19 protein-coding genes are annotated in these 23,165 nt (G+C 73.6%); 6 read left to right on the top strand and 13 right to left on the bottom strand.

Going from position 1 to position 23,165, the window contains the following annotated elements:
* Positions 1–247: 247 nt before the first annotated feature.
* Positions 248–1,150: a 2-hydroxyacid dehydrogenase gene (locus DFJ69_RS21960; protein WP_116024345.1), complete on the bottom strand. Its 903-nt coding sequence runs from the start codon at positions 1,148–1,150 to the stop codon at positions 248–250.
* A 68-nt stretch (positions 1,151–1,218) separates the two neighbouring features.
* Between DFJ69_RS21960 and DFJ69_RS21955 the strand changes: the two genes are divergently transcribed.
* Positions 1,219–2,337, top strand: coding sequence for a PQQ-dependent sugar dehydrogenase (locus DFJ69_RS21955; RefSeq protein ID WP_116024344.1), 1,119 nt, complete (start codon positions 1,219–1,221; stop codon positions 2,335–2,337).
* Between the two features lie 22 nt (positions 2,338–2,359).
* Here DFJ69_RS21955 and gatB read toward each other — a convergent pair whose 3' ends face one another.
* Genes gatB through gatC form a run of 3 tightly spaced genes read right to left on the bottom strand, consistent with a single transcriptional unit; the run spans position 2,360 to position 5,669 of the window.
* Positions 2,360–3,862 carry an Asp-tRNA(Asn)/Glu-tRNA(Gln) amidotransferase subunit GatB gene (gene gatB / locus DFJ69_RS21950; RefSeq protein WP_211328689.1) on the bottom strand — a complete coding sequence of 501 codons (1,503 nt, stop codon included), beginning with the start codon at positions 3,860–3,862 and terminating at the stop codon, positions 2,360–2,362.
* Complete coding sequence (gene gatA, locus DFJ69_RS21945; RefSeq protein ID WP_116024343.1) at positions 3,859–5,367, bottom strand: Asp-tRNA(Asn)/Glu-tRNA(Gln) amidotransferase subunit GatA; 1,509 nt, start codon at positions 5,365–5,367, stop codon at positions 3,859–3,861. The genes gatB and gatA overlap by 4 nt, the downstream gene beginning before the upstream one ends.
* A gap of 2 nt (positions 5,368–5,369) precedes the next feature.
* Complete coding sequence (gatC, locus tag DFJ69_RS21940; protein WP_116024342.1) at positions 5,370–5,669, bottom strand: Asp-tRNA(Asn)/Glu-tRNA(Gln) amidotransferase subunit GatC; 300 nt, start codon at positions 5,667–5,669, stop codon at positions 5,370–5,372.
* 159 nt (positions 5,670–5,828) lie between these two features.
* Here gatC and DFJ69_RS21935 point away from each other — a divergent pair, with 159 nt between their 5' ends.
* Entirely contained in the window at positions 5,829–6,086 is a 258-nt protein-coding gene (locus DFJ69_RS21935; protein ID WP_116024341.1) for a DUF6458 family protein, read from the top strand.
* Positions 6,087–6,343: 257 nt separating this feature from the next.
* On the opposite strand, the gene DFJ69_RS21930 is transcribed toward DFJ69_RS21935, so the two are convergent.
* The gene (locus DFJ69_RS21930) at positions 6,344–8,398 is read right to left on the bottom strand and encodes a putative bifunctional diguanylate cyclase/phosphodiesterase (RefSeq protein WP_116024340.1); all 2,055 of its coding nucleotides are present in this window, start codon (positions 8,396–8,398) and stop codon (positions 6,344–6,346) included.
* 191 nt (positions 8,399–8,589) lie between these two features.
* The gene (gene ligA, locus DFJ69_RS21925; RefSeq protein WP_116024339.1) at positions 8,590–10,764 is read right to left on the bottom strand and encodes an NAD-dependent DNA ligase LigA; all 2,175 of its coding nucleotides are present in this window, start codon (positions 10,762–10,764) and stop codon (positions 8,590–8,592) included.
* A 180-nt stretch (positions 10,765–10,944) separates the two neighbouring features.
* Between ligA and DFJ69_RS21920 the strand changes: the two genes are divergently transcribed.
* Complete coding sequence (locus DFJ69_RS21920) at positions 10,945–12,051, top strand: alpha/beta hydrolase (protein ID WP_170177739.1); 1,107 nt, start codon at positions 10,945–10,947, stop codon at positions 12,049–12,051.
* A gap of 46 nt (positions 12,052–12,097) precedes the next feature.
* On the opposite strand, the gene DFJ69_RS21915 is transcribed toward DFJ69_RS21920, so the two are convergent.
* Genes DFJ69_RS21915 through mnmA form a run of 3 tightly spaced genes read right to left on the bottom strand, consistent with a single transcriptional unit; the run spans position 12,098 to position 15,040 of the window.
* Positions 12,098–13,111, bottom strand: a complete 1,014-nt coding sequence (locus tag DFJ69_RS21915; protein WP_116026802.1) for a methionine synthase — start codon at positions 13,109–13,111, stop codon at positions 12,098–12,100.
* Positions 13,112–13,122: 11 nt separating this feature from the next.
* Positions 13,123–13,947 (bottom strand): LLM class F420-dependent oxidoreductase, encoded by an 825-nt coding sequence (locus DFJ69_RS21910; protein WP_116024337.1) that lies wholly within the window; start codon positions 13,945–13,947, stop codon positions 13,123–13,125.
* A gap of 16 nt (positions 13,948–13,963) precedes the next feature.
* Positions 13,964–15,040, bottom strand: a complete 1,077-nt coding sequence (gene mnmA / locus DFJ69_RS21905; protein ID WP_116024336.1) for a tRNA 2-thiouridine(34) synthase MnmA — start codon at positions 15,038–15,040, stop codon at positions 13,964–13,966.
* A 112-nt stretch (positions 15,041–15,152) separates the two neighbouring features.
* Between mnmA and DFJ69_RS21900 the strand changes: the two genes are divergently transcribed.
* Positions 15,153–16,190, top strand: coding sequence for a DUF695 domain-containing protein (locus DFJ69_RS21900; protein ID WP_116024335.1), 1,038 nt, complete (start codon positions 15,153–15,155; stop codon positions 16,188–16,190).
* On the opposite strand, the gene DFJ69_RS21895 is transcribed toward DFJ69_RS21900, so the two are convergent.
* Both DFJ69_RS21895 and DFJ69_RS21890 read right to left on the bottom strand, forming a co-directional pair.
* Positions 16,187–17,032, bottom strand: a complete 846-nt coding sequence (locus tag DFJ69_RS21895; protein WP_116024334.1) for a DUF1206 domain-containing protein — start codon at positions 17,030–17,032, stop codon at positions 16,187–16,189. The two genes, DFJ69_RS21900 and DFJ69_RS21895, sit on opposite strands and share 4 nt — an antisense overlap.
* Positions 17,033–17,092: 60 nt before the next feature.
* A complete protein-coding gene (locus DFJ69_RS21890; protein WP_116026801.1) occupies positions 17,093–18,253 on the bottom strand; it encodes a cysteine desulfurase family protein in 1,161 nt (386 codons plus the stop codon).
* 83 nt (positions 18,254–18,336) lie between these two features.
* Between DFJ69_RS21890 and DFJ69_RS21885 the strand changes: the two genes are divergently transcribed.
* Entirely contained in the window at positions 18,337–18,864 is a 528-nt protein-coding gene (locus DFJ69_RS21885; RefSeq protein ID WP_116024333.1) for a TetR/AcrR family transcriptional regulator, read from the top strand.
* A gap of 78 nt (positions 18,865–18,942) precedes the next feature.
* The gene (locus DFJ69_RS21880; RefSeq protein ID WP_116024332.1) at positions 18,943–20,166 is read left to right on the top strand and encodes an MFS transporter; all 1,224 of its coding nucleotides are present in this window, start codon (positions 18,943–18,945) and stop codon (positions 20,164–20,166) included.
* Between the two features lie 41 nt (positions 20,167–20,207).
* Here the strand turns inward: DFJ69_RS21880 and DFJ69_RS21875 are convergent, their stop codons facing one another.
* Positions 20,208–22,217, bottom strand: coding sequence for a transglutaminase-like domain-containing protein (locus DFJ69_RS21875; protein ID WP_116024331.1), 2,010 nt, complete (start codon positions 22,215–22,217; stop codon positions 20,208–20,210).
* The gene (locus tag DFJ69_RS21870) at positions 22,214–23,161 is read right to left on the bottom strand and encodes a DUF58 domain-containing protein (RefSeq protein WP_116024330.1); all 948 of its coding nucleotides are present in this window, start codon (positions 23,159–23,161) and stop codon (positions 22,214–22,216) included. Before DFJ69_RS21870 ends, DFJ69_RS21875 begins: the two co-directional genes overlap by 4 nt.
* Positions 23,162–23,165: the final 4 nt, after the last annotated feature.

Raw genomic sequence — 23,165 nt, 5'->3', positions numbered from 1 at the left:
GCCGCCCCGTCGTTGGGGCCGGCGGGCACCGGCCGGGCGCCGGCAACGTGGTGTCGCTACGGGTTCACCGTGTTGCTCAATGTACGTTCCGTAGGTCACGGAGCGATTGAGGCTCAGCGTCCACCCGGCGACAACCCGCCGGCCCACGAGGCCGGTTACCGGACGTTCGTCACCGGTTGTCAGGGAACGGGCCGCCCATCACTTTCACGCACCGTGACCGAGCGAACGTGCGGAGGGGCCGGCTCCTTTACGGAAACATCACGTTCTCCAACGGCTCCCCCGTCAGGTACCGGCGCGCCTGCTCCCGTACCAGTCGGGCGATGCGCCGGGAGGAGGCCGGGGTCGAGCCGGCGACGTGGGGGGTGAGGAACACCCCGGGGGTGCGCCAGAGCGGATGGTCGGCCGGCAGCGGCTCCGGGTCGGTGACGTCCAGCGCCGCCCGCAGCCTGCCGGCGGCCGTCTCGGCGACGAGGGCCGCCGTGTCGACCACGGAGCCGCGCGCGGCGTTCACCAGCAGCGCCCCGTCCTTCATCCGTGCCAGCAGGTCGGCGTCGACCAGCCCCTTGGTCTGCGGCGTCGCCGGGACGAGCAGGACGACCACGTCGGCGTGCGGCACCAGCCCGGGCAGCTCGGCCACCCCGTGGACGCCGTCGCGCGGCCGGCTCGCCACCCGGGTGATCTCCACCTCGAAGGGCGCCAGCCGCCGTTCGACGGCGCGCCCGATCGCGCCGTACCCGACGAGCAGGACGCGGGAGTCGGCCAGCGCGGGGGTGTGACGATAATCCCAGCGGCCCGCGCGCTGGGAGGCGGCGAACTCCGGGAACCGCCGCAGGCTCGCGATGATCGCGCCGACCGCCCATTCGGCGGTCCCCGCGTCGTGCGCGCCCCGGGCGTTGCACAACGTCACCCCGGCGGGGAGATGGGGCACGACACCGTCGTATCCGGCCGTCTGCAGTTGCACCACCCGTAGCCGTGGCATCCTCGCCATGATCTCCAGGCTCGCCGGTGAGGGCAGTAGCACCGGCACGTAGAACTCCACCTCGTCCGGAGCGGCCGGCTCCGCGCCGCCGTCGTACACGTCCACCGTCGCCCCGGGCAGATCCGCCACCGCGGCGGCGAGATCGGCGCGCGCCACCCACACCCTGCTCATGATCGGGATGGTACGCCGGGCGACCGCGGGCGTATGTCAGGCTGGACGGCGGAAGGACGTGAGAGGCCATGAACGTTCGCAGGATCATCGCGGTGGGCGCCGGGGCGCTCGCCCTCGCCGGGTGCGCCTCCGACCCCGAGGGCGGCGGTCGGACCCCGCCCCCGCTGAGCTCGCCCCCCGCCTCCGGCGGCTCCCCGGTCGCGCCGACGGGGGCCGTTCCCGGCGCTCCCCGCGACCTGGCCACGGGGCTGAGCGTGCCGTGGGCGATCGCGTTCCTGCCCGGCGGGGACGCGCTCGTCACCGAACGGGACAGCGCCCGGCTGCTGCGGGTGACCGCGCGCGGGAGGGTCACCGAGGTCGGCAGGGTGCCGGGGGTCGAGCCCGGGGGCGAGGGCGGGCTGATGGGCGTCGCCGTGTCGCCGTCCTACGACCGGGACCGGTACGTGTACCTGTACTTCACGGCCGCCGACGACAACCGCGTCGTCCGGTTCCGTCACGACGACCGGCTGACGGCGCCGCGGCCGATCGTGACGGGGATCCCCAAGGGCGCCAACCACAACGGCGGGCGCATCGCGTTCGGGCCCGACCGGCTGCTGTACGTGGCCACCGGCGAGGTCTATCGCACGGACCTGGCGCAGGACCGGGCCTCGCTGGGCGGCAAGATCCTGCGGGTCGCCCCCGACGGCCGGGCCGCCCCCGGCAACCCGTTCGGCTCGCGGATCTGGTCCTACGGTCACCGCAACGTGCAGGGCCTGACGTGGGACGGCAAGGGGCGGCTGTTCGCCACCGAGTTCGGTCAGGACCGCTTCGACGAGATCAACCTGATCGAACGGGGCCGCAACTACGGCTGGCCCGAGGTGGAGGGGATTCAGCCGGGGAACGGCGACGACCGCTTCACCGACCCGTTGCTCACGTGGACGACCGCCGAGGCGTCCCCGTCCGGTCTGGCGTACGCGAGCGGCTCCCTGTGGGCGGCGGGGCTGCGCGGGCGGCGGCTGTGGCAGGTGCCGGTCGGCCCCGACGGGCGGGTCGGCCGCCCGGTCGCCCACTACGACGGCCGGTACGGGCGGCTGCGCGCGGTGGTCCGGGCCCCCGACGGCTCCCTGTGGGTGACCACCAGCAACAAGGACGGCCGCGGCGACCCCGCCGAGGGGGACGACCGCATCCTGGTCATCCCCCTCTCGTGACGTCCTGCCGGGAGGCTCCGGGCTAGGAGGCTCCGAGGCGCTCCAGGATCAGCTCGCGGGCGCGACCGGCGTCGGCCTGGCCCCGGGTGGCCTTCATCACCGCGCCCACCAGGGCCCCGGCGGCGGCGACCTTGCCGGAGCGGACCTTGTCGGCGGCGTCCGCGTTGTCGGCGATCACCTGGTCGATGATCGCGACCAGGGCGCCGTCGTCGCTGACGACCTTGAGGCCGCGGGCAGCGACCACCTCGTCGGGGCCGCCCTCGCCGGCCAGCACACCTTCGAAAACCTGGCGGGCGAGCTTGTCGTTGAGGGAGCCCTCGTCGATCAGCGCCTGGATCCGGGCCACCTGCGCGGCCGTGATCGGCAGCGCGGACAGCTCCACGCCCTGCTCGGTGGCGCGGCGGGACAGCTCGTTCATCCACCACTTGCGGGCCGCGCCGGGGTCGGCCCCGGCCTCGACGGTGCCGGCGATGAGGTCGAGGGCCCCGGCGTTGACGACGTCCCGCAGCTCCAGGTCGGACAGGCCCCACTCGGCCTGCACCCGGCGGCGGCGGGCGGCGGGCAGCTCCGGCAGGGTGGCGCGCAGCTCCTCGACCCACTCCCGAGACGGCGCCATCGGCACCAGGTCGGGCTCGGGGAAGTAGCGGTAGTCCTGCGCCTCCTCCTTGCTGCGCCCGCTGGTGGTGGTGCCGGTGTCCTCGTGGAAGTGCCGGGTCTCCTGGACGATCTTGCCGCCCGCGTCGAGCACGCCCGCCTGGCGTTCGATCTCGCTGCGGACGGCGCGTTCGATCGAGCGGAGCGAGTTGACGTTCTTGGTCTCGGTGCGGGTGCCCCACTCGTCGGCGCCGCGCGGCATCAACGAGACGTTGATGTCGCAGCGCATGGAGCCCTCCTCCATGCGGACGTCGGAGACGTCCAGGGAGCGGACCAGCTCGCGCAGCTCGGTGGCGTAGGCGCGGGCGACCAGCGGGGCCCTCTCCTCGGTGGCGGTGATCGGCTTGGTGACGATCTCGACCAGCGGGATGCCGGCCCGGTTGTAGTCCACCAGCGAGAAGTCGGCCCCGTGGATGCGGCCGGTGGCGCCGCCGACGTGCAGCGACTTGCCGGTGTCCTCCTCCATGTGGACGCGCTCGATCTCGATCCGGTACGACTCGCCCTCGACCTCGACCTCCAGGTACCCGTCGACGCACAGCGGCTCGTCGTACTGGGAGATCTGGAAGTTCTTCGGCATGTCGGGGTAGAAGTAGTTCTTGCGGGCGAACCGACACCACTCGACGATCTCGCAGTTCAGCGCGAGGCCGATCTTGATGATGCCCTCGATGGCGGCCCGGTTGGTGACCGGCAGCGCGCCCGGCAGCCCCAGGCAGACGGGGCAGACCTGGGTGTTGGGCGGGGCGCCGAACGCCGTCGGGCAGCCGCAGAACATCTTCGAGTTCGTGCCCAGCTCGATGTGGGTCTCCACGCCGAGCACCGGCTCGTACCGCGTGAGCGCCTCGTCGAAGGGCACCAGGGTCGTGGTGGTCATCGGCCCGCCTCCACGAGCTCGGGGGCCTTGGCCAGCAGCGGGCCGCCCCAGCGGTCTTCGAGGGCGCGCTCCACGGCGGCGCCCACCCGGTACAGCCGGTCGTCGGCCAGCGTCGGGGCCATCACCTGCAGGCCCACCGGCAGCCCGTCCTCGTCGGCCAGGCCGCACGGCACCGAGATCGCGGCGTTGCCGGCCAGGTCGGACGGGATGGTGCACAGGTCGGCCAGGTACATGGCCATCGGGTCGTCGGCGCGCTCGCCCAGCGCGAACGCCGTCGTCGGCGTGGTGGGCGACACCAGCACGTCGACCTGCTCGAACGCCGTGTCGAAGTCGCGGATGATCAGCGTGCGGACCTGCTGGGCCTTGCCGTAGTAGGCGTCGTAGTAGCCCGAGGACAGCGCGTACGTGCCGAGCATGATCCGTCGCTTGACCTCGGGGCCGAAGCCCTCGGCCCGGGTCAGCGCCATGACCTCCTCGGCGCTGCGGGAGCCGTCGTCGCCGACCCGCAGGCCGTACCGCATGGCGTCGAAGCGGGCCAGGTTGGACGAGCACTCCGACGGGGCGATCAGGTAGTAGGCGGGCAGCGCGTAGGTGAAGTGCGGGCAGGACACCTCGGTGACCTTGGCGCCCAGCGACTCCAGCAGCTCGACGGCCTCGTTGAAGCGGTTGAGGACACCGGGCTGGTAGCCCTCGCCGCCCAGCTCACGGACGACGCCGATGCGCAGGCCCGCGACATCGGCGCGGCGGGCGGCCTCGACGATGGGCGGTGCGGGACGGTCGATCGAGGTGGAGTCCATCCGGTCGTGGCCGGAGAACGCCTCCTGCAGCAGCGCCGTGTCGAGCACCGTGCGGGCGAACGGGCCGGGCGTGTCCAGCGAGGACGCGAACGCGATGACCCCGTAGCGGGACGAGCCGCCGTAGGTGGGCTTGGTGCCGACGATGCCGGTCACGGCGGCGGGCTGCCGGATGGAGCCGCCGGTGTCGGTGCCGGTGGCCAGCGGCGCCTCGTAGGCGGCGACGGCGGCGGAGGACCCGCCGGAGGAGCCGCCCGGGATGCGGGTGAGGTCCCACGGGTTGTGGGTGGGCCCGTACGCGCTGTTCTCGGTGGACGAGCCCATCGCGAACTCGTCCATGTTGGTCTTGCCGATGATCACCAGCCCGGCGGCGCGGAGCCTGGCGGTGATGGTCGCGTCGTACGGCGGCCGCCAGCCCTCCAGGATCCTCGACCCCGCGGTGGTGGGCATGTCGGTGGTGGTGAACACGTCCTTGTGCGCGATCGGCACCCCGGCCAGCGGGCCCAGGGCCTCGCCGGCCGCGCGGCGTTCGTCCACCCGGCGCGCCTGCGCCAGCGTGGTGTCGGCGTCCACGTGCAGGAACGCGTTCACCTCGCCGTCGACGGCGGCGATCCGGTCGAGGTGCGCCTGCGCCACCTCCACCGCCGAGGTCCGTCCCGAGGCGATCAGCTCCGCCAGCTCCGCGGCGGACCTCCTGGTCAGCTCACTCATGGTCAGGCCTCCTCTCCCAGGATCCGCGGTACGCGGAAGCGCTGCTCCTCGGCGGCGGGCGCCGCGGCCAGGGCCTGGTCCGGGGACAGGGTCGGCCGGACCTCGTCGGCCCGGAAGACGTTCGTGATCGGCAGGGCGTGCGAGGTCGGCGGGATGTCCTCCGCCGCGACCTGCTGCACTCGCGCGACCGCGGAGATGATCACATCGAGCTGGGCGGCGAGGTGGTCGAGCTCATCCTCGCCGAGCGCCAGCCTGGACAGCCGGGCGAGGTGCGCCACCTCGTCGCGGGTGATGGCGGACATGTGGAAGCCGTTTCTGCGATCGGTAGGGTTCCCCGCCATCCTAGGGGCCGGCGACGACACCCTCCGAACCCTTTACCCGGCCCGTGGCGGCGCGTCCCTGTTTGGGAGCAGCCCAGCGGGAACGTTGTCCGGGGACCCCGGAAGGAAGGGAGGAGCCCCGTGACCATCGGAGGCAGCCTCGCCCTCATCATCATCGGCGCCATCCTGGCCTACGCCGTCGAGTACGACATCAGCGGCGTCGACATCAAGATCGTCGGCGCGATCCTCATGGTCGGCGGCCTCGTCGGCCTGGTCATCGGCCTGATCCGCCTCGCCTCGGCCCGCCGCCGCCCTCCGCCCGGAGCGGTGCGCGAGGAGCGCTACTACGAGGAACCGTCCGCGTACGACGACCCCGCGTACCGCCGCCGCGGCTACTGAGCTCCCACCGCCACCCGGCGCGGGGACGTCGGGGCCGCCCCACAAAGGACAGCGACCGACCGAGCGAGGGTTGGCCCGCCCGAAGACCCCGAGACCGGGCGTGGCGGTCGCCCCCATTTATAAGGACAGCGACCCAGCGGGGGTTTTGCCCGGTCCTTCAGGCGGGCGGCCCGGAGCGCAAGCGGAGGGGCGTCCGCCTGAAGATCTCCAAGACCGGGCGCGGGGGGCGTGGGGGGTCGCCCCCCCACAAAAAACGCCTAAGCAGCGGGTTCGGGGGCTCGTTCGACGTGGCGGCGCAGCCAGTCGGTGGCCGCGTCGGCGTCCATGGGGCGGCCGAAGAACCAGCCCTGGGCGGCGTCGCAGCCGAGATCGCGCAGGACTTGGGCCGTCTTGGCGTCCTCAACACCCTCGGCGATGGAGCGCAGGCCGAGGGTGCGGGCGAGTTCGACGATGGAGCGGACGATGACGGCGTCGTCGGCGGACTGCAGGAGTCGGCTGACGAACGAGGAGTCGATCTTGATCTCCTCGACGGGGAGCCGTTTGAGCCGGACCAGCGAGGAGTAGCCGGTGCCGAAGTCGTCCAGGCTGAGCGGGACGCCGAGTTCGGCGAGGGCTCCGAGGGTCTCGGCGGCGTAGGCGGGCTCGTGGGTGAGGACCCGTTCGGTGATCTCGAGTTGGAGGGCGTGCGGCGGGAGCCCGTGGCGGGCCAGGCCCTCGCGGACGGTCTCGGCCAGTCCGATGTCGAGCAGGTCGCGCCCGGAGGCGTTCACCGCGATCTGGACGGGCAGCCCGTCCCGCCACCAGGCCGCGACCTGGGAGAGCGCGATCTCCATCACGTGCTGGCTGATGGAACGCATCAGGTACGTCTGCTCGGCGACGGGCAGGAAGCGGCCGGGGGCGAGCAGTCCCTGCTCGGGGTGGCGCCAGCGCAGCAGCGCCTCGAGCCCCACCGGGCGGCCGTCCGACAGGGAGACCTTGGGCTGGAAGTGCAGCACCAGCTCATTGCGGTCGATGGCGCGGCGGAGGTCGCCGAGCATGCCGAGGCGGGCGGGCGAGTTGCGGTCCTTGGCGGGGGTGTAGACCTCCACGCCGGTGCGGTTCTCCTTGGCGACGTACATCGCCACGTCCGCGCGTTGGAGCAGCAGCCCGAAGTCGGGGGCGTGGTCGGGGTAGAGGGCGATGCCGACGCTGCCCTCCAGGTCGAACGACAGGCCCTCCAGGCGTACGGGCTCGCTGAGGGCGGCGCGCAGGCGGGCGGCGACCTCGCGGGCGGCCTGTTCGTCGCGGACGCTGGGGAGCAGGACGGCGAACTCGTCGCCGCCGAGCCTGGCGACCAGGTCGCCGGGGCGCACGCTGTGGGTGAGGCGGTGCGCGACGATCTGCAGCAGCCGGTCGCCGGTCGGGTGGCCGAGGGTGTCGTTGACCTCCTTGAAGCGGTCCAGGTCCAGCAGGAACAGCCCGATCCGGCGGTCGCCCGTCCGGTCCGCGCGGGCGGCCGACAGCGCCTCCTCGGTGCGCACGGTCAGCAGTTTGCGGTTGGGGAGGCCGGTCAGCCCGTCGTGGCGGGCCTGGTGCTCTCGGCGGACCGACACCGAGGCGTTCAGGTAGACGGCGACGAACGGCAGCGCGATCAGCGGCACGAACGCGGCGGAGCGGTGCATCGTGATGACGACGAGCGGGGCGAGCGCCAGCAGGGCCATGTGGACCAGGACCTGGTAGCCGAGGTCCCAGCGCACCACCTTCAGCAGCGAGACCCGCTCGTGCAGGGCGACCGCGGAGCACACGAACGTGTCGTTGCAGGCGAAGTAGGCGACGGCGGCCAGGGCGATGGGGAGCAGATCCGGCCCGGTGGGGGTCCACGGGTCCGTCGGGGAGGCCTTGATGCCGAACAGCCACAGCACCAGCGCCGCGCCGCTCAGGCTGAGGGTGAACTGGGCCACGTTGAACGCGGTGCGGTGCACCGCGTGGCGGCGGAAGACCCCGCAGATGATCACGGCGAGGGCCTGGAGCAGCGCGGCCACCGGCAGGCCCGCCGACAGCAGCGCGGCGAACGAGAACGTCGTGGACGTGGTGGCGGCGCTGCGTTCGGCGGATCCGGCGGTCACGATGGGCCGCAGCTCGCCGAAGACGATGAAGCAGCCCAGGATCCAGAACACCGGGTTGCCGGCGAGCGTGTCCAGCTCGGCACCGGACATCCCGCCCAGGGCGACGGCGAAGGTGGTCGTCCCGGCGGCGATGACGGCGGCGAAGTAGATCCACAGCGGGGATCCGCGCCGCGGCGTCGTGTTCCGCGTGTTGTTCGGGTCCTTCATCACGGCCTCAGGGGAGGAGACGAGTGGAGATGATGAGGAGGGTACGACCTTTGCTCAACTTCGCGAAACCAATTGCGTACGTTCCGTTATGAGCTGAAGTGCCCGGTCCAGCGCCCCACATCACCGTTGGGTAATTACACCATATCTATGGGTAACATCCCCCTGCTGACCGGGACGGAACCACGCACGGTTCATGTCTCCCCGCCCTGGGTTACGGCTTTGGCCGCTTCCGGCCCCTCATTCAGGAGCACCCGGAACCCGTCCTCGTCGAGCACCGGAACGCCCAACTTGACCGCCTTGTCGTATTTCGACCCCGGACTGTCGCCGACCACGACGAAGTCCGTGTTCTTGGAGACGGCGGCCGTCACCTTGCCGCCGCGGGTCTGGACCGCCTCCTTGGCCGAGTCGCGGCCGTACGTCTCCAGCGAGCCCGTGATCACCACCGTGACGCCCTGCAGCGGGCGCGGGCCGACCGTGCCCTCCTCGGCCATCCGCACCCCGGCCGCCCGCCACTTCTCGACGATCTCGCGATGCCAGTCCTCGGCGAACCAGCGCCGGATGGAGGCCGCGATGGTGGGGCCGATGCCGTCCACGGCGGCCAGCTCCTCCTCGGAGGCGTTCATGATCGCGTCCATCGAGCGCAGCTCACGGGCCAGGTCCTGGGCGGCCGTGGGGCCCACGTGGCGGATCGACAGGGCCACCAGCACCCGCCACAGCGGCCGGCGCTTGGCCTTCTCCAGCTCGGCGAACAGGATGTCGACGGTCTTCTTCGGCTCGCCGTCCTTGGTGGCGAAGAAGGTCACGACCTTCTGCTCGCCGGTCTTCTCGTCGATCCGGGGCAGGCCGGTGCGCTGCTCGCGGACCACGCTCTTGATCGGCAGCAGCCGGTCGACGGTGAGGTGGAACAGGTCGCCCTCGTTGCGGACCGGCGGCTCGGCGGGCTCCAGCGGCTGGGTCAGCGCGGTCGCGGCGACATAGCCGAGGGCCTCGATGTCGAGGGCGTTGCGGCCGGCCACGAAGTAGAGCCGCTCGCGCAACTGCCCCGGGCAGTACCGCGCGTTGGGGCACCGGATGTCGGCGTCGCCCTCCTTCTCGTACGCCAGGGCGGTGCCGCACTCGGGGCACTCGGCGGGCATCTGGAACTCCCGCTCGGTGCCGTCCCGCAGGCCCTCGACCGGGGCGACGATCTCGGGGATCACGTCGCCCGCCTTGCGCAGCACCACGGTGTCGCCGATCAGCACACCCTTGCGCTTGACCTCGCCCGCGTTGTGCAGGGTCGCGTACGCCACCGTGGACCCGGCCACCTTGATCGGCTCCATCACGCCGTACGGGGTGACGCGACCGGTGCGGCCGACGCCGACCTTGATGTCGAGGAGCCTGGTGTTGACCTCCTCCGGCGGGTACTTGAACGCGATCGCCCAGCGCGGCGCCCGCGAGGTGGAGCCCAGCCGGCGTTGGAGGGCGAGCCGATCGACCTTGACCACCACGCCGTCGATCTCGTAGGCCGGGTCGTGCCGGTGCTCGCCGTAGTGGGCGATGTAGTCGCGCACGTCGTCGAGACCGTCGACCACCCGGTACAGGTCGCTGACGGGCAGCCCCCAGCCGCGCATCAGCTCGTACGCCTCGCCCTGGGACGCCGGCGGCTCCCGGCCCTCCCACGCTCCGAAGCCGTGGACGATCAGGCTCAGCGGACGCTGGGCGGTGATCCGCGGGTCCTTCTGGCGGAGGGAGCCGGCGGCGGCGTTGCGCGGGTTGGCGAACCGCTCGCGGCCCAGCGCCGCCATCGCCTCGTTGACCCGTTCGAACGCCTCGACCGGCAGGAACACCTCGCCGCGCACCTCCAGCAGGGACGGCCACCCGTCGCCGGCCAGTCGGTCGGGGACGGCGTCGATGGTGCGGATGTTGTTGGTGACGTCCTCGCCGGTGCGGCCGTCGCCGCGGGTCGCGCCGCGCACCAGCCGGCCGTCGCGGTAGACCAGCGCGATCGCCAGGCCGTCGATCTTGAGCTCGCAGAGGTACGACGCGGTGTCCCCGACCTCCTTGACCACCCGGTCGCCCCAGGCCGTCAACTGCTCGTCGTTCATCGCGTTGTCGAGGCTCTGCATGCGCTCCAGGTGCTCGACGGTCGCGAAGTCGGTCGTGATGGGCGCGCCGACCCGCTGCGTCGGGGAGTCGGGGGTCACCAGCCCGGGGTGCCGCTCCTCGATGGCGTGCAGCTCGCGCATCATCGCGTCGTAGTCGGCGTCGCTCAGCGTCGGCCGGTCGAGCACGTAGTAGCGGTAGTTGGCCTCGTCGATCACCCGGCTCAGCTCCGCGTGCCGGACCGCCTCGTCCGAGCCCTCGGGAACGCCATCGCTCAAGCTCATGACCCCATTGTCGCGCCCGCCACCGACAGAACCGAGTCCCGACGCCGCCGTGCCGGGCCGAAGATTCTTCGGCGAGTCCCCCGAAAAACCCGTCGGCCCCTTTGCCCCGAGCACATGGTCGGACACCGGGGGATCTTGATTGGCTCGGTCCAGTAAGGCTCCCCTACCTAGGAGATGGTCGTGAACTGGTCACGCAGAGCCAAAACGTTCGTCGGGGTGTGCGCCTCGGCACCCGTCCTCGCTCTCGCGCCCGCCCTCCCCTCGGTTCCCGCACCCGCAGCGACCGCCGACGGCGCCACCGTCGTGCAGGAGGTGCAGGTCAACGCACGGACCTTCGACTTCAAGGTGTCCTCGCCGGCGCTCGGCAGCCAGCAGAAGTGGGTGCGCCTCTACGTGCCCCCGGGCTGGACCCCCACCGCCGGCGGCGCCACCTGGCCGACCCTGTGGATGCTGCACGGCGGCTTCGCCAACCACCATGCCTGGGAGGCCGAGGGCGAGGGCCGCCTCCGGGAGATGACCCAGGGCAAGAACGTCATCGTGGTCATGCCCGAGACCACCTACTGCAGCTCGTACACCAACTGGCGGAACGACGCCCAGGGCGAGCCGCCGCAGTGGGAGAAGTACCTCATCGAGGACGTCGACCAGATCCTGAGGGCCCGCTACCACGCGAGCACCGACCGGGCCATCGGCGGGATCTCGATGGGCGGCATCGGCTCGTTCGGCCTGCCGCAGCGCAACCCCGGGTTCTTCAAGGCCGCCGCGTCCTACAGCGGCAACCTCGACCCGATGCACGACCACCCGATCACCAAGGCGGCGGACAACCTCGGCCCGAACGATCCGCCCAAGCGCGACAAGCGCGGCGGTGGCTGCACGCTGTCGGACGTGCCCTCGGCGCCCTGGGAGGACGACCCCCAATCGGGGCTCGTGCCCATCTGGGGCCGCGCGCAGGACACCGTCGACCCCGACGGTGCGGGCCCCCGGCTCAGCGGCCACGACTACTGGAAGCGGCACAACCCCGTGTCCTGGCCGCAGAGCCTGGCGGGCATCCCGCTCTACATGGCCGTCGGGGACACCGGTAACTCCCTGGAGAACCTCGTGAAGGTCCAGGCGGACGCGATGCACGCGGCGCTGAACGGGGCCGGAGTGCCGGTGACCTACAAGAAGACCAACACGCTGCCCATCCCGTCCGGATGGGACACCTGCACCGGCGGGCACGACTACGCCTGTTGGAACCCCGCCATCAAGGACTCGCTGCCCACCCTCTTGGGGGCGATCGGCGTCTCCTGACCGGACGTTGAGGCGACCCGGCCGCCGTCGTGGGGCCGGGTCGTCGTCAGCTCTCGGGGGCCTCGTGAAGGGTCCGCGCCACTTCGCGGCACCGCTCCAGGGCGGCACGGACATAACGCGGCGAGGCCCCGGCCAACCCGCAGGACGGCGTGATGACGGCCTGCTCCCCCAAGCCGGCCTCCGGGAAGCCCAGACGACGCCACAACGCCCTGGCGGGCGCGGCGGTGGCCTGAAGCGCCGGGAGGACGGTGTCCGTACCGGGCACGACCCCCAGGAACAGCGCGACCCCGGCGTCGATGGTCTCCCCGATCGCGTCGTCGTCACGTTCCGGCACCACGCTCAGATCGACGGCGACCCCCTTGGCCCCAGCGCCGCGGATGAGCCCGTACGGCACCCTCGGGGCGCAGCAGTGGACGAGCGGCCACGCGTCGGTGGCCTCGATCACCCGACGCAGCCCCTCCTCCGCGATCGGCGCGTCCACGGCCGGGAGCCGGGAGAACCCGCTGGCGGTCGGCACCGTCCCGGCCAGCGCGGCGGGCAGGCCGGGCTCGTCCAGTTGGAGGAGGATCCGGGCGCCGGGGACGCGCCGGGCGACCTCGGCGACGTGACGGGCCACCCCCTCGGCCAGCGAGTCGATCAGGTCTTGGACCGCGCCCCGGTCCTTGAGCGCGCGGTCGCCGTGCCGCAGCTCGATGGAGGCGGCGAGCGTCCACGGCCCGCAGACCTGGATCTTCAGCGGGCCCTCGTGGCCGCCCGCCAGCTCCTCCAGGGCGTCCAGGTCGTGCGCCAGCCGATCGTGGGCGCGGCGCACGTCGCGGCCGGGCCGGTCGGCGAACCGCCAGCCGGACGGCTGCAGCTCCACCGGCAGCTCCACCAGCAGGCCCGCCGTCCGCCCGGCCAGATCCGCGCCCGGGCCCCGGGCGGGCAGCTCCGGCAGGTGCGGCAGGTCGGGCAGCTCACCGAGCACGACCCGCACCGCCTCGGCGGGGTCATCGCCGGGATAGGAGCCGATCGCCGTCGCCGCACCCGGCGACCATGGAAAACCCTCTGTCTGCGCCACGTTCGCCAACTCTAGGGGGCGATGAGGTCCGCGATCTTGTCTAGGCGGACCAGCGTGGCGTCCGTCGGCTCGGTGGGCAGGCCGAAGAGGACCTCGTCGACGCCGGCGGCGCGCAGCTCGTCGACGACGTCGGGTCGGGGCGGGGCGCCGAAGACCGTCACCGGCACCCGCCGGCCGGCGCGTTCGCGCAGCTCGGCGATGCGGGCGGGCAGGTTCTCGGTGCCTCGGCCGAGGATCGGCATCCAGCCGTCGCCGAACTCGACCACCCGGTCGAACGTGGTGGGTCCGGAGCCGCCGATCAGCACCGGCGGATGCGGGTGCTGCACCGGCTTGGGGTAGGAGAACACCGGGTCGAAGTCCACGAACTCACCGTGGAACTCGGCCTCGTCCTTCGTCCACAGCTCCTTGACGGCCAGCACCCGCTCGCGCAGCAGCGCCATCCGGGTCCGGGGGTCGGTGCCGTGGTTGCGCATCTCCTCGCGGTTCCAGCCCGCGCCGATGCCGAGGACGGCGCGGCCCCCCGACACGAGGTCCAGCGAGGCGACCTCCTTGGCCAGGACGATCGGGTCGCGCTGGATCACCAGGGCGATGCCGGTGCCGACCCGCAGCCGCTCGGTGGCCGCGGCGGCGGCGGTCAGCGCGACGAACGGGTCGAGGGTCCGGTAGTACCAGCGCGGCAGCTCGGCGCCGCCGGGCCAGGGGGTCTCCCGGGAGACCGGGATGTGGGTGTGCTCGGCCAGGAACAACGACGCGAAACCGCGCTCCTCCAGGGCCCGGCCGAGCGCGGCGGGACCGATGCCCTCGTCCGTGACGAAGGTCGAGATGCCAAAATCCATGCAAAGAAAGTACAGCTCAGGCGGGGATGCGGGAGGTCAGGGCGATGGTCGCCGACCCCAGCACCCGGTCGCCGTCGTACAGCACGGCGGCCTGCCCCTTGGCGACCCCGCGCGCCGGGGTGCGCAGCGTGAGCCGCACCCGGTCGCCGTCGGGCTCGGCCACGCAGTCGTACACCTCGCCGTGCGCCCGCAACTGCACCCGGCAGCCGAACGGGCCGGACGGCGGGGGGGCCAGCCACACGGGCCGCTCCCCCACGATCTCGTCGACGTCGAGGGCCTCGCGGGGCCCGACCGTCACCGTGTTGGTCACCGGGGAGATGTCGAGCACGTAGCGGGGGCGGCCGTCGGCGGCGGGCCGGCCGATCCGCAGGCCCTTGCGCTGGCCCACCGTGTACGCGTAGGCGCCCTCGTGCTCGCCGACGACCTCGCCGGAGCCGTCGACGATGGGGCCCGGCGCGGTGCCGAGCCGGTCGGCCAGGAACGCGCGGGTGTCGCCGTCGGAGATGAAGCAGACGTCGTGGCTGTCGGGCTTGTCGGCGACCTGCAGCCCGCGCCGCTCGGCCTCGGCCCGGATGTCGGCCTTGGTGGTGTCGCCCAGCGGGAACATCGCGTGGGCGAGCTGCTCGGAGGTGCACACGGCCAGCACGTACGACTGGTCCTTGCCCTCGTCGACCCCGCGGCGCAGCACGCCGTCGGCGAGTCGGGCGTAGTGGCCGGTGCAGACGGCGTCGAAGCCCAGCGCCAGCGCCCGGTCCAGCAGCGCCGCGAACTTGATCTTCTCGTTGCAGCGCAGACAGGGGTTGGGGGTGCGGCCGGCCGCGTACTCGTCGACGAAGTCCTGCACCACGTCGCGGTCGAAGCGCTCGGCCAGGTCCCAGACGTAGAACGGGATGCCGATCACGTCGGCGGCGCGGCGGGCGTCGCGGGAGTCCTCCAGGGTGCAGCAGCCCCGGGCCCCGGTCCGGTAGGACTTCGGGTTGCTCGACAGGGCCATGTGCACACCGGTGACCTCGTGGCCGGCCTCGGCCGCGCGGGCGGCGGCCACCGCTGAGTCGACGCCGCCGGACATGGCGGCCAATACGCGCATAGTCATGACCGTTCAAGGCTACGCGCTGAAGGGAGGGGCGCGCTCACGCCGCGGAGACCTTTGACACGTCGGCGAGTATCGGGGCGGGCGGGCCCCGGGGCAATACGATTGGTCCTCTATGGGAATCTTCCGCCGCCCGCGAGACACCTCGCGATCGACCCCGGTCCCCGCCATCCTCGAGTTCTGGGACTGGTGGGCCCAGACGCGGCTCCAGGTGGAGGCCGCGCTCGGCGACGAGCTGTCGGCCGACCAGATCGAGCAGTTGTCGCTGCGCGTCCATCGGATCCATCCGGAGCTGCAGTGGGAGCTGGGCCGCGCCGAGAGCGGCGAGCCGGTGCTGACCGTGACCGGCGGCGGGTCCGCCGAGCTGCGGGGGCTGGCCGAGCGCTGGCTGCGCGCCGCGCCGCCCGACGCCGCCGGCTGGTCGCTGCACGCCGCCCGCCAGGCCGACCCGGAGATGCTCGGCCAACGGCTGATGCTGGGCGACCACGAGTTCGACCTGGAGTACGTGCGGCTCGGGATGCGGGTCGACAACACCCGCGCCCGCATCCACATCGCCGCGTATCATCCGGACTTCCTGTTCGTCCCGCAGGAGGCGCAGCTCCAGGTCGCCCTGCACGTGCTGGAGTGGGCGCTGGGCGAGGACGACGTGGCCCGCTGGATCGGCGAGGTCACCGTGGCGGTGGAGGCCCCGGTCGACTCGCTGCCGCCGAGCATGCTGGCCGCGGTGGTGGGTCAGGTGGCCGAGCCGTTCCGTGAGCCGACGTGGCTGATGGGCGAGGGCCGCACCCCGCGCGGGCATCCGGCGATGCTGGGGGCGCGGTTCCCCCTGCACCGCCAGGATCACCCGCTGTGCGACCTGCACGTGGCGTTCTCGGTGCCGTACGCCCACAGCAACCCGAACCGCCTCCCGGTGGAGCCGTCGTCCTCGGCGCTGCGCGACCTGGAGAAGAAGCTCGACGGGTTGGGCTCGGGCGCCGTGCTCGCGGTGCGGGAGACCGGTGACGGGCTGCGGGTCTTCCACCTGTACGTCGACCCCGACTCGGGGGTGCTGGCCCGACTCGACCAGATGGCCTCGGGTTGGCCGGAGGGCAAGGCCAAGGTGGCCTCGACCCCCGACCCGGGGTGGCGCGCGCTGTCGCCGTACCAGCCCTAGCGGACGGTCTCGACGCGCCGCCACCGGGCCTCGCAGAACGCGTACACGCCGTACGTGACGAGGCCCAGGGCTACGGCGACGAGCGCCCACGGCCCCGCGGGTGTGCCGGCGAACTCGCGGAGCGTGCCGTCCAGCCCCTTGGCCTTGCCCGCGTCGAACGTGAGGGCCGCGTGGGCCAGGAAGACGCCGATGGCCCCGAAGGAGATGCCGCGGGCGCTGCGGCCCACGATGCCCAGGGTCTTGACCGCACCTCGGACGCGGCGGCCCATGCGCGCCGTGTCGAGCTCCTCCAGGAATTTGCGCCGGAGCGCGTTGACGACGTTGCCGATGCCCCAGCCGACGAACCCCGCGCCGACGGCCAGCACGAGCCAGCGGCCTCCGGGCTCGGCCATGGCGCGGGCGGTGTACTCCTTGGACTGCTGGTCGCTGGAGGTCGCGCCGCCGCCCAGCACGAACACCAGGATGGCGGCGCAGCTCACGCCGTAGAACACCCCGCGCGCGAACGACGCCAGCCGCTTCGTGGCCTTGTGGCCCTCGGGGACCGGCTGCCCGTACGCGCTCTCCGCGAACCGCCACAGCGCCAGCCCGGCGAACCCGACCACCAGTGCCCAGAGCACCACGGTGCCGCCCGGCCCTCCGGCGACGGTCTGCAGCGCGCCGCCCTTGTCGGCCTCCTCGCCGCCGCCGTCGCCCATCCCGATCCGTACGGCCAGCCATCCGATGAGCAGATAGACGACCCCTTTGCCGACCAGGCCGCCGCGGGTGAGGCCGTGGAACGCCCGATGTCCCGCCGCCCTCCTGCCCGCCCTCTCGACGTCGCCGCGGGCCACGCCCACCGCCATCTCGGTCTCCTTCGTCCGGGGACGGCAGGGCTGCCCGTTCCCGTGAAGGTCAAACGGAGGTCAAGACAGACCCGCGCGGCGGGCGCGCTCGACGACGGGCCCGATGGCCTCGGCGAGCGCGGTCACGTCGGCCTCGGTGGAGGTGTGGCCGAGGGTGAAGCGCAGCGAGCCGCGGGCGCGTTCGGGACCGGCGCCCATCGCCAGCAGGACGTGGCTCGGCTGGGACACCCCGGCGGAGCAGGCCGAGCCGGTGGAGCACTCGATGCCGCGGGCGTCCAGCAGCATCAGCAGGGCGTCGCCCTCACAGCCGGGGAAGGACAGGTGGGCGTTGCCGGGCAGGCGGTGGACCGGGTCGCCGTTGAGGACGGCGTCGGGCACGGCGGCCCGCACCCGGGAGATCAGGGAGTCCCGCAGCGCGGTGAGGCGCCGGGCCTCCTCGTCGCGGCGGGCGACGGCGACCTGGACGGCGGCGGCCATCCCGACGATGGCCGGGGTGGCGAGGGTGCCGGAGCGGACGTCGCGCTCCTGCCCGCCGCCGTGCAGGACGGGGACCGGGTCGGTGCCCTTGGCCAGCAGCAGCACGCCGGCGCCGATCGGCCCGCCGAGCTTGTGGGCGGACAGGGTGAGGGCGTGCGCGCCCGAGCCGGCGAAGGCGACCGGGAGCTGACCGGCGGCCTGCACCGCGTCGGTGTGGAAGGGGATGCCGTGCTCGCGGGCGACGGCGGCCAGCTCGGCGACCGGCTGGACGGTGCCCACCTCGTTGTTGGCCCACATGACGGTGATCAACGACACGTCGTCGCCGGCGCCGATCATCGCGCGGAGCGTGTCCGGGTCGACCCGGCCGCGTTCGTCCACCGGGATCCACTCGACCCGGGCGCCCTCGTGGTCGCCGAGCCAGCGCGCCGCGTCGAGGACGGCGTGGTGCTCGACGGCGCCCACGAGCACCCGGGTGCGGGCCGGGTCGGCGGCCCGGCGGGCCCAGTGGACGCCCTTGACGGCCAGGTTGTCGGCCTCGGTGCCGCCGCCGGTGAAGACGACCTCGCTGGGCCGGGCGTCGAACGCCTCGGCGATGATCTCGCGGGACTCCTCCACCGCCCGGCGGGCCCGGCGGCCCACCGCGTGCAGGGAGGACGGGTTGCCCAGCCTGCCCAGCTCGGCGGTCATGGCCTCGACGGCCTCCGGGAGCATGGGGGTGGTCGCGGCATGGTCGAGGTAGGTCACCACGCCGTCCACAGTATCCGCGCCGCGCGCGGGGCGCTCGCCCGGATTTGCTACTGTACCGTCCGGACGGTACAGTAGCGCGGGTGAAACGAGAGGCCCTCCTGGACGCCGCCGAGTCCATGCTCTTCGAGCACGGGACCCAGGCGCTGACGCTGTCCGCCGTCGCCGAGCGCGCCGGGGTCAGCAAGGGCGGGCTGCTCTACCACTTCCCCACCAAGGAAGCCCTCATCAGGGCCATGGTCACCCGGGTCATCGAGGAGTTCGACGACCGGGTGGCGTCCCTCGACGACGGCTCCCCCGGCGGCTACACCCGGGCCTATCTGGAGGCCACCTTCGAGGTGCTGGGGGGCCGCGAGGCCGCCCTGACCCGACGACGCTGGTCGGCCATCACGGCCGCGGCCGCCGATCCCGAGCTGATCGCGCCGCTGCGCGAGGCGATGGCGCGCTGGCACCGCATCGACCCCGGCCGCGAGCCCGACCCGGTCGGCGCGGCGGTGGTGCGCCTGGCCGCCGAGGGCCTGTGGGAAGTGATCAGCCACGCCCCGGACGCGTTCGACGCCGAGCAGTGCGCCGCCGTGAAACGACGCCTGCTGGACCTCATCGACCCGTAGCCGGTCCGGCCCTCACCGACGTCGGTGCCGCTGAACGCGGCCCGGCGTTCTCTTCTGTCCTGAGAAAGGAGTGAAATCATGCTGTTCCGGGCCCGTCTGGGAACGTTCCTGACCTTCGCCCTCGGCGGTCTGCTCTGCGGGGTGTGGGTGGCCCGCATGCCCGCCCTCACCGACAAGTACGGGATCGGGCCGGGCGCCGCCGGCATGGTCCTCCTGGTGTGGGGCGTGGCCGCGCTGATCGCCATGCAGGGGCTGCGCGGGGTGATCGCCCGCGCCGGCAGCCGCGCCGTGCTGCGGATCGCCGTGCCGCTGTCGGCCGCCACCGCCGCGCTGGTCGCGCTGGCCCCCTCCTACTCCCTGCTGCTGGTCGCCATCGCGCTGTTCGGGATGGCCTTCGGGGTCATGGACGTCGCGATGAACGCCCAGGCCAGCGTGGTGGAACGGGCCCACCGTCGGCCCCTGATGAGCGGCATGCACGCCGGGTGGTGCGTGGGCGCCATGTCCGGCGGCCTGATCGGGGCGGCGACCGCGTTCGCGGGGCTGTCCTTCACCCCGTCGGTGTTCGCCGTGGCGATCGTCACCCTGCCCGCCGCGTTCGCGCTCGGCCGCACCTACCTGGCCGACGCCCCCGTTCGCGAGGGCCGGGCGGGGTCGGCCGGCGCCGGTCGCGGGCGGCTGCCCGCGGCGGTGTACCTGATCGGCGCGCTGACGTTCATCGCGTTCATGGCCGAGGGCGCGGTCGCGGACTGGAGCGGTCTGCTGCTGCACGAGGAGATGCACACCGCCGAGTGGGTGGCGGCGCTGGGCTATCCGCTGTTCGAGGCGGCGATGCTGGTCGGGCGGCTGGTCGGCGACCGGCTGCGGACCCGCGTCGGCACCCGCCGCCTGCTGGTGGGCGCGGGGCTGGGCACCGCCGTGGGCGCGTCCGTCGTGCTGTCGGCCTCGGCGGTCCCGGTGGCGCTGGCCGGGTTCTTCCTGACCGGGCTGATGGTCTGCACCATCGTGCCCACGATGATCTCGCTGGCCGGCACCGCGGCCCCCGGACGGTCGGCCGCGTCGGTCGCGCAGGTCGGCGCGATGGGCTACGGCGGGCTGCTGCTCGGGCCGGTCATCATCGGCTTCGTGGCCGAGGCGACCTCGCTGCGCCTGGGCATGGGCCTCATCGTGGTGCTGGCGCTGCTGATCGCGACGGGGGCCCGGCTGATGCCCCTGGCCTCGGACTCCGACCTCGCCCATCAGGCCCTGAGCGAGGCCCGTGAGCCCGCCGGGGCGCCCGAGCCCGAGCTCGCCCGCGCCGCCTGACGTCCTCGGGCCGCCCCGCGCACGCCGTGGGGCGGCCGGCCTCAGCGCGTCCGGACGGACGCTCCCAGCAGGACCCGGACGGCCCGTACCGCGCCGAGGTCGGCGGCCAGCGCCCGAACGAGCCGGAACCCGGGACGTCGCAGCGGCGGGCCGTGGTCGGGGGCGTACCGCTCGCGTTCCAGCAGCGCCACCACGCCGGCGGTGTGCGGGCCGAAGGCGGCCGACCTCGTGCGCAGCTCGCCCAGCGTGGTCGCGGGCGTCACCGGGCCGCCGGCGCGCCGGGCGAGCCGTTCGAGCAGCCGGTCGACGCGGTCCCGCCGGGCCCGCGGCACGCCGCGACCGCCCCGGCGGACCGTGATGAACAGCCCGAACGCCAAGACGACGCCCAGGATCGCCCCCGGCGCCAACGCCGAGCCGCCCTCGCCGCCGCGCGCGGTCGCCGGGGCGAACGGGTCGAGGCTCGGGTCCACCACCGCGTCGGCGGCGGCCGGCGTCGGGTTGAACGGCACCCAGCCGATGTCCTGGAAGTACACCTCGATCCAGGCGTGGGCGTCGGCGTCGCGGACGATGTACCGGCCGTCCTGCTCGCGGCCGGTCGCGAACCCGGCCACGACCCGGGTGGGCACGCCGGACAGCCGCAGCAGCAGCGCCGCCGCCCCGGCGAAGTGCTGGCAGTAGCCGGCACGGGTGCGCATCAGGAAATCCAGCAGCGGCACCCGGGAGGTGCGCTCGACGTCGGTGTCGTACCGGAAACGGCCCCCCTCGGTCAGGTACCGCTGCACCCGCTCGACCACCTCGAACTGGGTGCGGGCGCCCGACGACAGCGACTGCGCCAGGTCCGCCGCCTCACCGAACCACCCGTACCGCAGGAAGCTCTCCGCGCCGTCCGACGCCTCGGGCGGCGCGCCGAACGCCCCTGGCCGGCTGCCCAGCCATTCGGCGCCCCACCGCTGTCGGATGCGGGTGTAGTCCTCGATCCGGCGGTCGGGCTTCAGCGGCGGCGCGGCGCGCAGCGTCTCCGCCGTGACGGACACCGTCTCGGCCCTGAGCCGGTAGGTGTCCCCGGAGGTGGGCATCGGCAGCACCCGCCAGCCGTCGCCAGCGCCCCGGCCGATCCGCCCGTCGGCGTCGAGACTGAGGATCCGGCCGGGCGAGACCACCATGTCGTTCCGCAGCCCGCGGACCCGCACCTCGACGTCGACGGTACGGGCGGCCGGCTCGGGCAGCTCCTGGTCGGCGAAGTCTCCGCCGACCTCCCAGCCGCGCCAGCCGAAGCGTTCCAGCACCTGCATGCGCCACAGGGCCGGCTGCGGGGCCGTCACCTCCAGCATGGTGGCCCCGGTGCGCCGGCCGCTCAGCGGGCCGTAGGTCTGAGTGGTGTCCAGCGTGGTGAACTGCGGCTCGCGGTCCACCATCTCGTCGACCGCGAACCACTGGTCACGGGGTCCGACGGCGTGCGCCAGGACCGCCGAGGCCAACGCGGCGACCACGCCCAGTACGACCACCGGCCGCGCGGCGGAGGCCCTGGCGGGCGCGAACCACAGCGGCACCGCCAGCACCACGGCGGCCCCCTGCCAGGACACCTCGTCGGTCTGCCGGACCGCCACGGCCACCACCCACGGCAGCAGCACCAGCGCGAACGCGGGCGCCGAGCGCAGCACCGAGCGGGGCTCCGAGACCGCCAGGCCCGCCGCCGCCAGCCACAGCAGCCCGGCCAGCAGCAGCCACACGGCCGCCGGCCAGGGATCGCCGTCGGCGTGGCCGGGCCCCAGCGCCGACAGCCGGTTCAGCCCCTCCGACAGCGACACCGCCAGCTCGCCCCAGCGTCCCGGCCACAGCAGCCCGGCCGGCACCCCGGCGGCGAGCAGCGCCGCGGGAGGCCAGGCCAGCAGCAGCGCGCCGACCAGCCGGACGGCGGCCTCCCCCCAGGTCAGCACGACGGCGGCGGCCACCGCGACCGCCCCGGCCCACAGCACCGCGCCGCCGAGCAACACGCCCCACGCGCCCATCGCCGCCGCAGCGGCGGCCAACAGCCCCACCGCCCGGATCATCGTCCGCCCCCTCCCCGACGGGCCGGGACGACGTCCGGCGGCAGCGGCGGTTGCGGAGGCCCCAGGGACAGGCCCGCCGGAAAGCGGATGACCGTCGTGGGACCGCCGGGCCGGGGGGGCGCGGAGGCGGTGCGGGCGTCGAGCACCGCGAGGCGACGGTGCAGGGCGCGCCAGGACTCCTCGTCGGACACCGTGGCCGCCGTGGCGTCGCCGGGCAGCAGCACCGAGCAGCCGCCGTCGCGGGACAGCCTGAGCACCTCGCCCGCGGCCACCCGGGCCACCCAGTCGACCGCCCGCGGGTCGGTGTCGCCCGAGGTGTCGACGACCACCAGCGGCAGCCCCGTCGGCGGCGGGGCCGACCGCCGTTCGTGCAGGCCACGGCCCCGCGCCAGCGACAGCCAGTGGATGCGGCTGACCGGGGTGCCCGGCACGTACGGGCGCAGGCCGTCCGGCTCGGTGTGCTCGTTGGACCGCCCGCGCGCGGGCGGGGAGTGCGCGCCGCCCTCGGGCACGGGCAGGACGAGGACCTCCTCCGGCTCCCCCGCCCGAACGTGCAGGCGGAAGATCCCGAGCGTGTCGCTGATCCGCAGCCGGGACGCCTCGACCCGGAAGGCCCCGCGCCGGTCGATCGGCAGCTCCACGACACCGCCGTCCTCCCCCAACGCCGCCCAGGCCCGTCGGGCGACCCTGACCTGCACCCGGGCGGGCAGCCGGGCCGGCAACCGGAGCTCGAACCGCAGCCGCACCGGCAGGTCCTCGGGGACCTCGCGTTCGACGACGCTGCGTTCGGCCCGGAGCCGGGCGCGGGCCAACAGCACGGTGCCGGCGGCCCCGAGCACCATGATGACCATCCCGGCGGACAGCGCGAACAGAGCCAGCGAGGGCAGCGCCCCCGCGGCGAAGGCCAGCGCGCCGGCGCACACCAGCCAGGCGACGCCCCTCATCGAC

The organism is Thermomonospora umbrina (genome assembly GCF_003386555.1).
In the GTDB taxonomy this organism is placed as follows: domain Bacteria; phylum Actinomycetota; class Actinomycetes; order Streptosporangiales; family Streptosporangiaceae; genus Thermomonospora; species Thermomonospora umbrina.
Note: the sequence above shows the minus strand (reverse complement) of the source record. Positions and strands in the feature narration are given on the sequence as shown.

Coding starts and splice junctions, on each gene's coding strand:
- DFJ69_RS21960 (WP_116024345.1), bottom strand. CDS start 1,150: ATGAGCAGGGTGTGGGTGGCGCGCGCCGATCTCGCCGCCGCGGTGGCG.
- DFJ69_RS21955 (WP_116024344.1), top strand. CDS start 1,219: ATGAACGTTCGCAGGATCATCGCGGTGGGCGCCGGGGCGCTCGCCCTC.
- gatB (WP_211328689.1), bottom strand. CDS start 3,862: ATGACCACCACGACCCTGGTGCCCTTCGACGAGGCGCTCACGCGGTAC.
- gatA (WP_116024343.1), bottom strand. CDS start 5,367: ATGAGTGAGCTGACCAGGAGGTCCGCCGCGGAGCTGGCGGAGCTGATC.
- gatC (WP_116024342.1), bottom strand. CDS start 5,669: ATGTCCGCCATCACCCGCGACGAGGTGGCGCACCTCGCCCGGCTGTCC.
- DFJ69_RS21930 (WP_116024340.1), bottom strand. CDS start 8,398: ATGAAGGACCCGAACAACACGCGGAACACGACGCCGCGGCGCGGATCC.
- ligA (WP_116024339.1), bottom strand. CDS start 10,764: ATGAGCTTGAGCGATGGCGTTCCCGAGGGCTCGGACGAGGCGGTCCGG.
- DFJ69_RS21910 (WP_116024337.1), bottom strand. CDS start 13,947: ATGGATTTTGGCATCTCGACCTTCGTCACGGACGAGGGCATCGGTCCC.
- mnmA (WP_116024336.1), bottom strand. CDS start 15,040: ATGACTATGCGCGTATTGGCCGCCATGTCCGGCGGCGTCGACTCAGCG.
- DFJ69_RS21900 (WP_116024335.1), top strand. CDS start 15,153: ATGGGAATCTTCCGCCGCCCGCGAGACACCTCGCGATCGACCCCGGTC.
- DFJ69_RS21895 (WP_116024334.1), bottom strand. CDS start 17,032: ATGGCGGTGGGCGTGGCCCGCGGCGACGTCGAGAGGGCGGGCAGGAGG.
- DFJ69_RS21880 (WP_116024332.1), top strand. CDS start 18,943: ATGCTGTTCCGGGCCCGTCTGGGAACGTTCCTGACCTTCGCCCTCGGC.
- DFJ69_RS21875 (WP_116024331.1), bottom strand. CDS start 22,217: ATGATCCGGGCGGTGGGGCTGTTGGCCGCCGCTGCGGCGGCGATGGGC.
- DFJ69_RS21870 (WP_116024330.1), bottom strand. CDS start 23,161: ATGAGGGGCGTCGCCTGGCTGGTGTGCGCCGGCGCGCTGGCCTTCGCC.